The organism is Photobacterium phosphoreum, from assembly GCF_002954725.1.
In the GTDB taxonomy this organism is placed as follows: domain Bacteria; phylum Pseudomonadota; class Gammaproteobacteria; order Enterobacterales; family Vibrionaceae; genus Photobacterium; species Photobacterium phosphoreum.
The window spans coordinates 1,984,794-1,999,474 of record NZ_MSCQ01000001.1; the positions used below are offsets into that span (position 1 = coordinate 1,984,794).

Genomic DNA, 14,681 nt, shown 5'->3' on the forward strand with positions numbered 1-14,681 from the left:
GCCCCCTGCTTTAACCCTCTACGCTACCGCTAACACTTTATCCGCTTTTGCTTTACGGAATTTCTTCAGTGATACTGCAACCAATGCCGTTACCACCATACCTGTCGCCATACATAATAGAGCAAGCAGGGGTTTGTTCATTGCGCCAAGTAACGCGACTACAGGGCCACCGTGAGCAACGCTGTTAGTGATACCAAATGAGAACGCCATTACTGCGGCAACCATGCTGCCTAATACGTTTGCTGGAATAACCGAGATTGGATCTTGCGCTGCAAACGGAATCGCACCTTCAGAGATACCGACTAAGCCCATTGCACCCGCCGCTTTACCTGCTTCAATTTCTGATTGCTCAAAGATGTTAAGCTTACGACCAATCACTGTCGCTAAACCCATACCCAACGGTGCTACAGGAATTGCACATGCCATCGCCCCCATAAATTGAGTTTGACCATTGGCAATCATGCCGACAGAGAACAAGAACGCCACTTTGTTAAATGGACCACCCATGTCAAAGCCCGCCATACCACCGAGCACAATACCTAGTAGTACCACGTTACCCGTACTCATTTCAGTTAGTACGCTATTCATGGTATGCATTAGACCTGCAATTGGCGCACCAATAACAAAGATAAACGCACTTGCAATGAATAATGTACCTGTAATCGGTGCAATAAGAATCGGCACTAATGGCTGTAATAATTTATGGTATTTACGTGTTGCTACCCAACGAACAAAGTAACCAACGAGTAGACCCGCAATGATGGCACCAATAAAACCTGTACCCGCATCTGCGCCATAAAATGAGCCGTTGTTTGCAATCCAACCGCCAATGAAACCCGGCGCTAATGCAGGACGATCACCAATCGCATACGCTATGTAACCTGCAAGTACAGGGATCATTAACGTAAAGGCGACCACACCGACATCGAGTACTTTTTGCCACATACTACCGACAGGAATTTGCATTCCCGCATCCGTTGGCTGTCCACCAATCGCTAATGCCAACGCAATCAACAAACCACCGGTTACTACAAACGGGATCATGTGTGATACGCCGTTCATCAAAAAGCGATATAGATCTGAACGCGCTTTAGAAACTTTACTTTCACCGTCATCTAAGCCATCACCATTAGCATCAAATGGTTTCGCGACTAATGCTTGCTGAATAACGCCTTTACCGTCTTTTATCGGTGCTTTAACGCCAGTTTTAATTAATTTTTTACCTGCGAAACGATCCATATCGACTTGCTTATCACAGCTGACAATAATCGCTTCTGCACGCGCAATTTCTTCAGCAGTTGGTGAGTTTTTAACACCGATAGAGCCGTTAGTTTCAACTTTAATTTCATAACCTAATTCAGCCGCTGCTTTTTCTAATGCTTCCGCTGCAAGGTAAGTATGCGCGACACCAGCAGGACAGCCAGTAACGCCAATTAATAAGCCTTTATCTTGTGGTAATGTTGCCACCGCTTGTTTTTCAGCCAGTAATAATGCCAATGCGTCAGCAGGTGTTTTCGCAGCTAAAAAAGCATCAATAAAGCCATCTTCAATCAATTTTGATGACAACTCAGCCAATACTTCAATATGGTGATTATCGCCACCATCTGGAGAAGCAATCATAAAAAATAGTTTTGATGGTAAGCCGTCTTCTGCGCCGTATTCAATCCCTGTACGACTCACACCAATCGCAACCGCAGGTTTAATAACAGCGGCACTTTTAGCGTGAGGTAATGCCACACCATCTTCAAAACCAGTATTGCCTAGTTCTTCACGTGCTTTAACATCGACTAAAAATTGGGCTTTATTCGCAACGCGACCTTGTTGAACTAAAATATCTGCCATTTCAGCAAACACTTCATCTTTAGTGGTTGCTTTGAGGTTGAGGTTAATCAACTGCTCATTAATAAGGGTGGTAATCATGGTCTATCCCCGATAATTTTCTTATGGGCTTGATGACATCTCGTTAGTCATCTGCATGCCAATATTGTCGGACGTTTTAGATGGTGAAAGTAGAGTACAAAACAGGCTTTAACTGGAAATTTGTAACATTGAACCATCAGTGTGAGCTATAACTCATATTTTTTATTGTATATAAAACAAGTTGAACTATTGATTTTATCATTAACATTCAATCACCTAGTCATTAAATATTAACAATTAAATATACAAACTCATTCTAAAATAATTTTCACAACTATCTAAATAAGGCTTTAATTATGCCGTTAGGTGGCGTTTTTAGTGCGATAGATCACAAAAGCAGGGAGTGAAACAGGGAGAACAAGGGAGAACAAGGCACGAGGTTTCAAGGGGCGAGGAAGAGCAGTGGCGAGTTTCGAGTTACTGAAAAATAGCCAATCACTATAACTCTACAACGTGCGGATAGTAGATTCCCTATCTCGTTCGTAACCTCACTGTAGGGAATGACGGGGTTGGTTTGGCATTCACTGTAGAAAATCGCGTTCGTTGGACTAGCATTCACGGCAAGGAATAACGGGCTGGATTTGATAACAAAAAAAGCGACAGGCTTGCACCCACCGCTTAATCTCGAAATCTTTAGAACTCGAAACCTCGTCCCTGCTCTTCCTCGTTCCTAAAAAAAACCTTTAGTTATACGCGCGAGCAAACATGCCATCACAATGAGCTGAATATGCTTTTGCATAAGCAGGAATAAACACTGACTGACCTTTTTCAAGTGTCAATGTTTCACCATTCTGATGTGTTACCGTTAGTGGTGCATCAATGGCAAACAAGATTTCAGCACTAGTGTTTTGTAATGCAATATCGTCAACTTGCTTATACACACTGAATTTAAAATCAGGCACAGGCACAATATAATCTAGGCCACCAGCCACCATTGTTGGTGCGAGCAATAACGTATCCGCCGCCATGCTGGTAAATTCAGTATTAGCTACCAACTCTGGGACATCCATAAATTTCGGTGTCAAACCTGCACGTAGCACATTGTCTGAATTGGCCATGATCTCTAGACCAGTACCTTTAATGTATGCATGTGGTGTACAGGCACTTAAGAACATCGCTTCGCCAGGTTGTAATGTCAGTACATTGAGCATCAATGGCACAAACAAACCGATATCACCTGGGTATTGCTCAGATAAATCAATCAATAACGCAAATAATGGCTGATCTTGATTTTCATTACAGAACGCTAAAAGTCCATTAACGGCAACATCTTTACGCTCACCCTCAAGTGATAACATCGCTGCAAAGAAATCACGTAAACCTGTTTCAGTTTGATTAGCAGCCAATGCCGTAACAAGATCACTAATAACCTCAAGATCTAAACGTTGGAATAATGCAACGATCTCTGCAATTTCACGAAAACCATTCATTGCTTGATAAGGGGTTAATGCAAATACTAACTCAGGTTTGTGATTAGGATCTTTGTAGTTACGATTAGCGGCATTACGGGCAATACCGGTTTTTTCTTCTTTCGCATAACCGATTTCAGCTTGATGCTTACTTGGGTGAACCTGAACAGATAATGCTTTCTCTGCCGCTAATACTTTAAACAAGTACGGTAATTCAGCAAATTTAGCTTGGGTTGCTGCACCAATAATTGCATCAGGATCTGTGGCAATAAAATCAGCTAAACGTACTGCTTCACCATTCACCGTAATCACTGAGCAACCATTGGCATGGGCACCCATCCACATTTCAGCTTGTGGTTTTTGGTCTAGATTTGGCATAGCAAACAGTTGCTCAATTGATGTTACACTGCCCCAAGCATAATCTTGGATCACGTTATCCATCTTAAAAAAGACAGTGTGGGTAGAGTCAGTCATTGTCAGATCCTATTGTTATTATTACTTAAAATTTTCATGTCATCACATCAACTATTATTATTGACGCCATGCGCTAACTGACAGCACTATAGCAAACCTTAAACGGTTTATTCAGCACAAACTCACAATCCTGCTATCACCATTCCAAATATAAAGTGAATTCCATGGACAATGTTTTCTTTAATTTAATTGATTCTGTATTAACTGAACGGGAAAGCTTTAACCGAATTTGGTTTGCTGACGGTAAAACGCAGCCTCCGCAATTTAGTTACCAAGTCAATTTTCCACGACTCGAATTGGTACTTAAAGGGGAGTATGTTAACCAACTGGATGATGGTGATAATGGTATTTGTCAAATCAGCCTAATGGCCGGTGATGCTATTTATATTCCCCCTAATAGTTGGAATCAACCGAGGTGGAATACCGAATGTTCAGTACTGAGTCTGCTGTTTGGCAAACGGCAATTAGGTTTTAGTTTAGTCAGTAAAACCAAAGACAGTCCTAAGTTTTATGATGTCCAAAAACACTCTATTCAAGCATGGACGGGTCATGCGATAGATCCTATCTTAACGGCATTGAATATGCTTGCCACCGAGCCGCAACAGCAGCCAATGGATGAATATTTATTACAAGCATTGCTGAGCTACACTCGAAATATGCTCCATGTACCACTGCATCAATCAAAAAACCGCACCGAAGATCTCTATCAAGGAATTTGTATTTATATTCAAGAGAATTTTCACCGTGCGATTAGCCGCGATACCATTGCCAATCGCTTTAATATTACCCCTAATCATCTGTCACGGTTATTTCGTCAACAAGGGCACATGCGATTAGCTGATTATATTTGCTGGGTTCGCATTGAACGCGCTAAATTTATGCTACGCCAATACCCATTTCGATTAACCGAAGTAGCAAGCCGTTGTGGCTTTGTTGACGTGAATTATTTTTGTCGAGTATTTAAAAATAAAACCGGTCGTACCCCTTCAGAATATAGAGCGGTAACGTAAGTGATTATCTCAATGCTTCAATCACTAACGCTTTAAGCTCTTGTGGCTGTTGAGCTGATGTTAATGCTGCACAAAAATCATCATTTAATAAACATTTTGAAAACTGCGCAAACGCCATGATCACCGCTTTAAGTGGCGGCTTTGGCAGTACCATCGCAATCGCACGACGAATATTACCGCGTGACGATCCCCAATCAATGGCCTGATGGTGACAGACTATCGCCATTGCAGGTTGAGTGATCATCTCATGCATAACATGCGGCAATGCAATACCGGGTCCCATCACCGTTGCTGAAATAGTCTCACGGGCTAATAATGCTTGCTGCAATGCGGGTTGTTGTTCTGAAATGATCGCTTGTTGTGCCACCAGCATTTGACTTAATTGGGCAATTGTCTCGGCTTTATTGATGCAGGAAGAACTCTGATTACTCTCACCACGATAAATACTGGTTAATGGCAAACTGATCTTAAAAGGTAGCGCGGGGGAAAATTGTGACAAAGATAGTCCGTATTGAGCAATAAAATCTGTTAATACTAAGTTAGCTAATTCCGCATCACTGCCATTGATAATTAATTGACATAAAGCATGCGGTTTATTGGCTAATGCCAGCATTTTTAATGGCTGTGAGACAGGTGCTCGCGTCAATTGACTCACATTAAATAACTCGACCTTTGATTGAAAATAGGTGGTCAATTTTTTAAGTTGATTTAACTGATAAGCAGGCAGTCCTGCTGCACCACAATAAAAGGTGATCCGTCGCTCTAACATCCGTTATCCCTGTCGTGTTATGCCCTATTTTTACTTTATTTTATTAACATGAAAGTTATTCGCGTAAGCTTATTGGCACAATTGCTGACAACGCTCAATCACAACGGTGGCATCGACTAATACTTCTTCAATGGTAACGCAATGAATACGACTTCCCGTAAAGCGAGCCCGTTGCTCAACTTCAATATCTGAGGCAATTAAGACAATGTCTGCACGGGCAATATCTTTGGCGGTTAAAAAGTTCTCAATCCCCATCGCACCTTGGGTTTCGACTTGGATTTTAATTCCCATTTGATGGGCGGTTTTATTAAGTACATCCGCTGCCATATAAGTATGTGCTATGCCCGTTGGACAGGCAGTTACCGCGACAATTTTCATTTTTATCCCTAAATAAATAGTAGCGAGGTTTCGAGGGGCGAGGAGAAAAAGGGATGAGGAAAGAGCAGTAGCGAGAATAACTCTGCCTAATATGCATGTTCTATTCACCGCATACTTGAGCCTCATAGAGGCCTTTGAAACAACAAAAAAAATATAAAAAACGAGGAAAGTTAAGCGGTTATTATTGGCTTCACTTTTCCTCGTTTCTGTTTTATCTCAAGCTCTACGCTCTTCCTCGAAACTCGTCCCTGCTCTTCCCTATCTTCTGCTCTGCACTCTTACTCTTCGCGCTTTGATTTCCACTTCTTAATACCGTTGCTCTTAGCGCCAAAACTTGGCTTGCTATCAGAGCTTGGCGCTGAAGTGTGCGCAGGACGATCATTGTTATTACGGCGAGGCGCATCAGCACGACTACCATAGCTTTCGTTATGACCATTACGATCTTCATTACGATTACGGCTACTGCGGTTAGCACCATCGGGACGACGGTTAAAATCACCGGTACCGCTATAGGTTTTAAACTGTTTTTCAGCCGCATGGCGTTCATTGCGCGCTTCTTGTGCACGGTGATCATACAACTTCGCATCAGTTGCTTTAGCGATCGTACGGCCTTCAGCATCGGTCATTGACGCTTCTTCAGTACCGCTTGAGTTCGAGATCAACTGCTGAATTTCATTGACTTCAGCATCGGTCAAATAACGCCATTTACCGTTAGGTAAACCATCAATAGTAATGTTCATGATACGTACGCGACGAAGTTTATACACTTCATAACCTAACGCTTCACACATACGACGGATTTGACGGTTTAAACCTTGGGTCAATACGATACGGAATGAATAACTGGTTTCTTTAGTCACTTTACATGGCAGCGTAACAGTATCTAAAATCTCAACACCTGATGACATTTTCTCAATAAATTCAGGGGTGATCGCTTGGTCGACACGAACAACGTATTCTTTTTCATGCGAGTTACCCGCACGAAGAATTTTATTAACAATATCACCGTCATTGGTTAAGAAAATAAGACCATCAGACGGCTTATCTAAACGGCCAATTGGGAAAATACGCTTACGGTGACCAATGAAGTCAATCACGTTGCCTTCAATATGACGCTCAGTCGTACACGTGATACCGGTTGGCTTATTAAGCGCGATATAAATTGGACGTTCTTTACTGCGTAATGGCTTATCATCAACCAATACTTCGTCTTTATCCATTACTCGCATTCCCATTTCAGGCATAGTGCCATTAATGGTTACACGTCCCTGATCAATCAGCTTGTCCGCCTCACGGCGTGAGCAATAGCCAGTATCACTGATAAATTTATTAAGTCGAACCCCTTTCGGGCTCTGCTGTTCAGTAGAATTTTGTGACATGTTTTTCTTCTATAAAGGGCTTTAGGTCGATCAGGGTAATAAACCACTTAACTGTAGTTTAGTTACTCGATAGTTGTTATGAGGGGAAGTTTAACTGATTGTCGAATAAAGAGGTAGTTTTGATGCAAAGACAGTAAGACAAACAGCAAAGGGTATCCACGTTCTGACATCGAATAATTATCGACATCCACAACATGTTACCCTCGCCCTTCGTTTCTTAAATAACCTTACTTCGGTAAATCACCATGGTTAATACGGCCAATATAATCATGCTGCAATTCTTTTTCTAACTGCGCTTCAATATAGCCTGGCGATTTAGTTTTCGCTGACAACAAACGGTACATCGCAGGGATCACCAATAATGTAACAACTGTGGCAAATGCCATTCCAAAGAACACTACCGTACCGACTGATATACGACTTTCAGCACCTGCACCTGTGGATAAAATCAACGGTAACGCACCAAATAAGGTCGTGAAAGCTGTCATTAAAATTGGTCGTAAACGACGTACTGAGGCATCAACGATCGCTTGTTCAAACTCAACACCTTTATCACGCAATTGGTTAGCAAATTCAACGATCAAAATACCGTTCTTGGTTACCATGCCAATCAACATGATCATCCCGATTTGACTATAGATATTAAGCCCTTGTCCCATTATCCATAATCCAGCCAAGCCACCAAAAATACCCATAGGAACGGTTAGCATTACCACCAGCGGGTTAATAAAGCTTTCAAATTGCGCCGCTAACACTAAATAAGCGACCAATAACGCCAATCCAAATACCACTGCGATACTACTTTGGTTATCACGGAAATCTTGTGATTCACCCGCATAGTTGACCGAAATATCAGACGGCAGCGTATCTATTGCTTGTTGATCAAGAAAATCAAGCGCATCACCTAAGGTATAACCATCAGAAAGGCTCGCGGTTAAGGTTATCGATTTCTGCTTTTGGTGATGACTTAACTTTTGTGCTGATGCCACTTCATCAATAGAAGCCACAGTATCAAGAGTGACCAGCTTGCCATTTTTCGCCCGTAAATAAATCTGACTTAAATCGGTTGAGCTATTGAAACTATTTTCATCTCCACGAAGATAAACATCATACTCTTCACCACGATCAACGAAGGTTGTTTCACTGCGTCCACCAAGCATCACTTCCAATGTTTCAGCAATCTCTGTTACAGGGATCCCCAATTCAGCAGCACGCTCACGATTAACATTCACCAATAGCTCTGGGGTGGTTTCTGCATAATCTAAATCAGCGCCTTCCATTAATGGACTGTCTTCAGCGATATGCTTGAGCTTAGTCGCCCATTTAAACAGCTCTTGGTAATCGGCACCGCCTAATACAAATTGAACAGGTTCAGAAGATCCGCCACGGAAACCAGGCATCATTGGCATCACTCGCACATCAGGAATCCCCGATAATGTTTTGCTGATCATCCCCAATGCTTGTTGCGCGCTCACAGTACGATCATTCCAATCTTCTAATTGCATGATCACAAAGCCGGTTTGATCTCCAGCACGACCACCAAAGGCAGGTGATTGGATACTGACTGATTTCAGCACTCCTTTACCAAGTAACGGTAATAAGCGCGCTTCAACTTGATCCATGTTGCCGATCATGCGGTTATAACTGGTGCCTTCTGCACCTTTCACAAACGCAAATAACACCCCACGATCTTCTTGTGGCGCCAGTTGAGCAGGGATCACGGTCATTAATCCAGCACTGGCAGCAATACAGCCCAAAACCACGATCGGTGCTACAAAGCGTTTTTTCACCGCAGTCGTCACAATACGGCGGTAACCATTTTCTAATTTATCAAATTGACGATTAACCCACAGATTAAACCGATTCGGCTTCACATTTGCTTTGAGTAATTTGCTACACATAACAGGCGTTAGCGTTAATGCGATAAGAGATGAGAAGATCACCGACATTGCCAGTAATACTGAGAATTCAGTAAATAAACGCCCTACCATCCCTTCCATAAAAGATATCGGTAAGAACACCATCACCAATACCGCAGTAGTCGCGATTACGGCAAAACCTACTTCTCGAGTGCCTTTATAAGCCGCTAATAACGGTGATTCTCCACGCTGTAAATGGTGGAAAACGTTTTCGACCACCACAATCGCATCATCGACCACTAATCCAATCGCCAAAATTAACGCCATCAAGGTTAATAAGTTAATTGAAAAGCCAAAGAAATAAGCGGTAATAAATGCCGAAATTAATGACACTGGTACAGTAACTGCGGGAATCAACGTCGCACGTACTTGACCAATAAAGATATACAGCACCAAAATCACCAACGCACCCGTCACTAACAAGGTGTTATAAACCTCATTAATAGAGCGTTCGATAAAAATCGTTGCATCATAATCAAGTGTTAGCGATGCACCTTGAGGTAAAAACTTTTGCATCTTGGTAACTTCAGCCCGTACCTCTTTCGCAACATCTAACGGGTTGGCATCTGACATAGTCACTATGCCTAAACTTAAATTAACCGCACCATTACTTTTAAAGGTCGAATTTTCGTTTTCAGCACCAATCGTAACGTCAGCGACATCTTTGAGATAAATTGGCGTTCCAGCGTCTGTTTTGTGAATCACCAAATATTTAAAATCATCAACCGTTTTATAGAGCCGTGCAGTACGCACTGACATCACAGTTTGATCGTTACGGACCTCACCACCGGGTAATTCGACGTTTTCATCTTTAAGTGCGTTAACGATATCTTTAGTGGTGATCCCACGTCCCGCCATTAATACAGGTTGTAATTTTATATACATTACCTTGTACAAACCGCCACTGAGACTTACTGAACTGACACCATTTAAAAGACTAAAACGATCTTCTAATACCCGCTGCGCGTAATCGGTTAGCTGAGTACGATCCATTTCAGATGACGATAAATTAATGTAAATCGCTGGCTCACCTGAACCGTTATCTTTCGATACAATCGGATCATTAGCATCATCAGGCAGACGACGTTGCGCACGGGCAACGGCATCACGAATATCACTCACCCCTTCAGTCAGATCCCAGTCCATATTGAACTCAACCGTGATCCGCGACATGCCATTACGGGTAATCGACGTAATATTTTCTATTCCGCTAATCCCTGACAATTCATCTTCTATCGGCGTGGTAACTTGGCTTTCCATTACGGTTGCCGATGTGCCGTCATAGGTTGTCATGATGGTAACAACGGGACTTTCTACATCCGGCATTTCACGTACGGCGAGTTTAGAAAAAGAGACAATACCAAACACACACAACAGTAAACTTAATACGATAGCAACCACTGGTCGCTTTACTGAAATATCCGATAACCACATTAGCTCACCACTCCAGTAGCAGGGGTAATGTCTTTAACCGTAATGTCTTTAATGGTAATACCATCACGCATATTAACTAAGCCTTGTACAACAATACGTTCGCCAGTTTTGATGCCTTTTTTAATGACGACGTTATTATCAATTCGCTCACCAAGCTCAACCAAAGTGCGGTGTACTTTTTGCTTATTATCAACAACATACACATAACGTTTAGTACCCGAATATTCTAAGGCTTGAACGGGGATAATCGCTTGTTGTTGCGGAATAAAATCAATATCTGTCGCCAGTAGCATTCCCGGCTTTAGGGCGTGATCGCTATTTTCAAAGACTACTCGAACTTTAATATTTAATGAGTCAGGTTGAACACGTGAGTCAATGGCTTGAATTTTACCAACGAAAGCACGATCGCCCCATGCTTGGCTTTTAGCTGTAACGTTAATTCCGACCTTTAAAGAAGAGATATATTGCTCTGGTACTTCAATATCCAGACGCATAGAAGAAAGATCATCAAAATTAAACAACTCGCTACCCGCCGCAGTCATATGCCCAGGGCTAAAATCATATAATCCGATAGTGCCATTAAAAGGGGCGCGAATAGCGTGATCGTTAAGGTTAGCTAATGCTGCTTTTAAACGTGCATTGGCAATGCTAACACTGGCCGCTTGAGCATCAATTTCTGTTTTAGTGATGGCACCACGAACAAGCAACCGCTGAAATTCAGTTAATTTACGTTGTTCATCATTACGATATGCTAAGGCTTCATCGTAAGCAGCGGCCGCTTTATCGTCATCAAGTTGGATTAATAATTGTCCTTTGGTAACGGTTGTATTAACGGGAACAGCAATCATTTTTATTTTTGCGGATACTTCTGCTGCCACATTAACTGCCTGCTCGGCATTTAATTTCCCCACCAATGATAACGATTGAGCAACTGCTACTGAAGCAACCTCACCTGTTGTAACAGCAACAACTCGCTGCGATCGCTCTGGCTGTGATTTATTTTGCGCAGCGTGTGACGTTCCTTGAAAGTAAAAGTAACTACCTGATAATACTGCGGCGACTAATACTGCTACGGCCATTTTTTTCATTAGTTAAACCATTATAAAAATCCTAACCGAATAATATCTGAACTAAGGGGGGAATAACGTCAAGAAATGTAAAGTTAAGCAAAAAATCGCTTACTGATGAAAAATCAAGCAACTACTCAATGATAATGATAAAAAAGGTTTACAGCGCTGAAATGTTTGTTATTATCCGCCCCGCACTTGTGGTGGGGTTCCCGAGTGGCCAAAGGGAGCAGATTGTAAATCTGCCGGCACTGCCTTCGAAGGTTCGAATCCTTCCCCCACCACCATCAATTTTGAGAAGTTGTTTTTATAACAGCTTTTCGGTAGTTAAAGTGGCCTTTAATTACCCTAGCAACGAATAACTATTGCAACTCAAAATAGAGTAGCAAGCAACATCCCGTGGTGGGATTCCCGAGTGGCCAAAGGGAGCAGATTGTAAATCTGCCGGCACTGCCTTCGAAGGTTCGAATCCTTCTCCCACCACCATCATTTTGAAAAGTTGTTTTAATGACTTTTCGATAATTAAAGTGCGCTTTAATTATCACAGCAATATCCCGTGGTGGGATTCCCGAGTGGCCAAAGGGAGCAGATTGTAAATCTGCCGGCACTGCCTTCGAAGGTTCGAATCCTTCTCCCACCACCATCATTTTGAAGAGTTGTTTTAATGACTTTTCGGTAATTAAAGTGGCCTTTAATTATCATAGCAACATCCCGTGGTGGGATTCCCGAGTGGCCAAAGGGAGCAGATTGTAAATCTGCCGGCACTGCCTTCGAAGGTTCGAATCCTTCTCCCACCACCATCATTTTGAAAAGTTGTTTATAACAATTTTTCGGTTATTGAAGTGGCCTTTAATAACCTAGCAACATCCCGTGGTGGGATTCCCGAGTGGCCAAAGGGAGCAGATTGTAAATCTGCCGGCACTGCCTTCGAAGGTTCGAATCCTTCTCCCACCACCATCATTTTGAAAAGTTGTTTATAACAACCTTTCGGTAATTAAAGTGCGCTTTAATTATCACAGCAACATCCTGTGGTGGGATTCCCGAGTGGCCAAAGGGAGCAGATTGTAAATCTGCCGGCACTGCCTTCGAAGGTTCGAATCCTTCTCCCACCACCATCATTCAGCCAGTTGCTTAGCAGCTGGGTTTTTCATATCTAAAACAATCTACTTCAACACGATCAACAAAGCAGACGCCTTTACCCTATATGTGCAATACTGCATAAAGTTCTCTGGCTTATATATGGATCGTTATGACAGAAACACCACCTCACACCAACATAGATTGGCAGCATGTCAACGTACTGATTATTGATGATCAGCTTTCTTCTGCACTATTAATCCAAAATATTTTACAAAGCATTAATCTGACCGCGATTGATATTGCAACTAACAGCACCAATGCTTTACAGCTTTGTAAAACCACCGCTTATGATTTAATACTGATTGATTTTCATCTCGATCCGCAGATAAGTGGCAGTGAACTTCTTACTGTGATAAAAAAAAATAACTACATTAGTTCTTATTGCGGCATTATCTTTATTTCAGGTGATCGTACACCTGAAGTCATAGTGACTTCAATGAGCATGGATGCCGATAGCTTTTTAAGTAAACCATTAAATATTGGCATGCTAAAACACCGTATCGTAACGGTTTATCAAGCTTGTTTAAGCCGTAAGCCTGTTTATATTGCAATAGAAAATAATCACATTCCAGCAGCCATTTCATTGTGCCGACAACAATTACAGCAGCATGGTCATAATATTGACATTGAAATCATATTACTGGATTTGTTAATCGACCAACAAGATTGGCCGCAAGCTCAGCAGCTATTAAACTTATTTAGTGAACGTAGTCAGCATCATAAATTGAGGTTACGCCAAGCGCAGTTAATCCATCGTCAAGGTGACAGTATCGCAGCAACTCAGTTGTTACGAACACTGATTAAACAAGTGCCCTTATTTGTCGAAGCTTATGATGAATTAGCGGCTTTATTACATCAACAACATCAATATGATGCCGCAAAAGAAATTGCCTACCAAGCCCTAAGACTCACCCCCAGTATCAGCCACCGTTCATTACAGGTTGCTCAATTAGCCGTAAAGACTCACGATCCATCTTTGTTTATGAAAACAGGGAAAATACTAGTCACTCATTTACCGCTTATTGATAATGATTGGATCATTCACTTTGCGCAATTTACGGCTTTATTTGAACAACTCCATAACCAACAACTATCCCCAATGCTACAACGAAAATTAATCAAACAGCTCATAAAACTCCATTACCAAGCACGCCAACGACTCACTCATTATCAAAAAATTATTCTAACGGCCTTTCGCCATATTACCTTAGCGAGGTTTGCCGCCACCAATAAGCACCCATTGAAAGCAAAACACCGTTTATTGCATGGTTTAAAAATATATTTTGGACAAATGTCAAAGGCACCAGCTTCTATAATGGTTGATGCATTACCGTTATTAATTCATTTTGGAGAGACTGGGTTGATTAGAGAGATATATCAAGTATTAATGACGCGAAGTGTATTAGATGATCATAGCCATCATCGCCTTAATCAGCTTCAAGAAAATAAATTTATCATTGAAAACATTCGTTTGTTAATTGCTCAATTGGCAACGGCAAAAGTAACAATCTCGCCCGATCCTCAACGTGCTTACTGTATATACCAAACAATTTTACGTGATTATCCTTATAATACAGAAGCACATCTAGGCCGTATTAACAGTCTACTCATAATGCAAAAAATCACTCATCCTGAGATAAACCGTAGCTTACAAAAAATCAAAAAAATGCCACTCGCATCACCGTTATTAGAGTGGTTTACGCAGCTACAGCGGCAAATTAAAGATCAACAAAGCATGATTTATGATTAATTATCACCGTCATCATTATGCCCAAATAAAAC

The 14,681-nt window shown here is 41.7% G+C and carries 9 protein-coding genes and 6 tRNA genes; 8 read left to right on the forward strand and 7 right to left on the reverse strand.

Translation table 11 applies throughout. The features are described from left to right. Nucleotides 1-18: 18 nt before the first annotated feature. Together BTO21_RS08615 and manA are read right to left on the reverse strand one after the other, a co-directional pair. Nucleotides 19-1,920 (reverse strand): PTS fructose transporter subunit IIABC, encoded by a 1,902-nt coding sequence (locus BTO21_RS08615; protein ID WP_045031892.1) that lies wholly within the window; start codon nt 1,918-1,920, stop codon nt 19-21. 683 nt (nt 1,921-2,603) lie between these two features. Then, nucleotides 2,604-3,803, reverse strand: coding sequence for a mannose-6-phosphate isomerase, class I (gene manA, locus BTO21_RS08620; RefSeq protein WP_045031893.1), 1,200 nt, complete (start codon nt 3,801-3,803; stop codon nt 2,604-2,606). A 164-nt stretch (nt 3,804-3,967) separates the two neighbouring features. On the opposite strand from manA, the gene BTO21_RS08625 reads away from it, so the two are divergent. After that, the gene (locus BTO21_RS08625; RefSeq protein WP_045031895.1) at nt 3,968-4,813 is read left to right on the forward strand and encodes a helix-turn-helix transcriptional regulator; all 846 of its coding nucleotides are present in this window, start codon (nt 3,968-3,970) and stop codon (nt 4,811-4,813) included. A gap of 4 nt (nt 4,814-4,817) precedes the next feature. Here the strand turns inward: BTO21_RS08625 and BTO21_RS08630 are convergent, their stop codons facing one another. The 5 genes from BTO21_RS08630 to BTO21_RS08650 form a co-directional block, all read right to left on the reverse strand. Beyond that, nucleotides 4,818-5,582, reverse strand: coding sequence for a PTS sugar transporter subunit IIA (locus BTO21_RS08630; protein ID WP_045031897.1), 765 nt, complete (start codon nt 5,580-5,582; stop codon nt 4,818-4,820). A gap of 69 nt (nt 5,583-5,651) precedes the next feature. Next, nucleotides 5,652-5,960 (reverse strand): PTS fructose transporter subunit IIB, encoded by a 309-nt coding sequence (locus BTO21_RS08635; RefSeq protein ID WP_045031898.1) that lies wholly within the window; start codon nt 5,958-5,960, stop codon nt 5,652-5,654. A 278-nt stretch (nt 5,961-6,238) separates the two neighbouring features. Continuing rightward, on the reverse strand, nt 6,239-7,339 hold the full coding sequence (gene rluF / locus BTO21_RS08640; protein WP_045031900.1) for a 23S rRNA pseudouridine(2604) synthase RluF: 1,101 nt from the start codon (nt 7,337-7,339) through the stop codon (nt 6,239-6,241). 227 nt (nt 7,340-7,566) lie between these two features. Continuing rightward, entirely contained in the window at nt 7,567-10,692 is a 3,126-nt protein-coding gene (locus tag BTO21_RS08645) for a multidrug efflux RND transporter permease subunit (protein ID WP_045031902.1), read from the reverse strand. Then, entirely contained in the window at nt 10,692-11,780 is a 1,089-nt protein-coding gene (locus BTO21_RS08650; RefSeq protein ID WP_065194529.1) for an efflux RND transporter periplasmic adaptor subunit, read from the reverse strand. The genes BTO21_RS08645 and BTO21_RS08650 overlap by 1 nt, the downstream gene beginning before the upstream one ends. 181 nt (nt 11,781-11,961) lie before the next feature. Between BTO21_RS08650 and BTO21_RS08655 the strand changes: the two genes are divergently transcribed. The 7 genes from BTO21_RS08655 to BTO21_RS08685 all read left to right on the forward strand — a co-directional run bounded on the left by BTO21_RS08655 (nt 11,962) and on the right by BTO21_RS08685 (nt 14,649). Next, a tRNA-Tyr gene (locus tag BTO21_RS08655) sits at nt 11,962-12,046 on the forward strand. Nucleotides 12,047-12,160: 114 nt separating this feature from the next. Then, a tRNA-Tyr gene (locus BTO21_RS08660) sits at nt 12,161-12,245 on the forward strand. A 72-nt stretch (nt 12,246-12,317) separates the two neighbouring features. Next, a tRNA-Tyr gene (locus tag BTO21_RS08665) sits at nt 12,318-12,402 on the forward strand. A 72-nt stretch (nt 12,403-12,474) separates the two neighbouring features. After that, nucleotides 12,475-12,559, forward strand: a tRNA-Tyr gene (locus tag BTO21_RS08670). Between the two features lie 72 nt (nt 12,560-12,631). After that, nucleotides 12,632-12,716, forward strand: a tRNA-Tyr gene (locus tag BTO21_RS08675). A 73-nt stretch (nt 12,717-12,789) separates the two neighbouring features. After that, nucleotides 12,790-12,874: transfer RNA gene (locus BTO21_RS08680), tRNA-Tyr, on the forward strand. 134 nt (nt 12,875-13,008) lie between these two features. Continuing rightward, nucleotides 13,009-14,649, forward strand: coding sequence for a response regulator (locus BTO21_RS08685; RefSeq protein ID WP_105026771.1), 1,641 nt, complete (start codon nt 13,009-13,011; stop codon nt 14,647-14,649). Nucleotides 14,650-14,681: the final 32 nt, after the last annotated feature.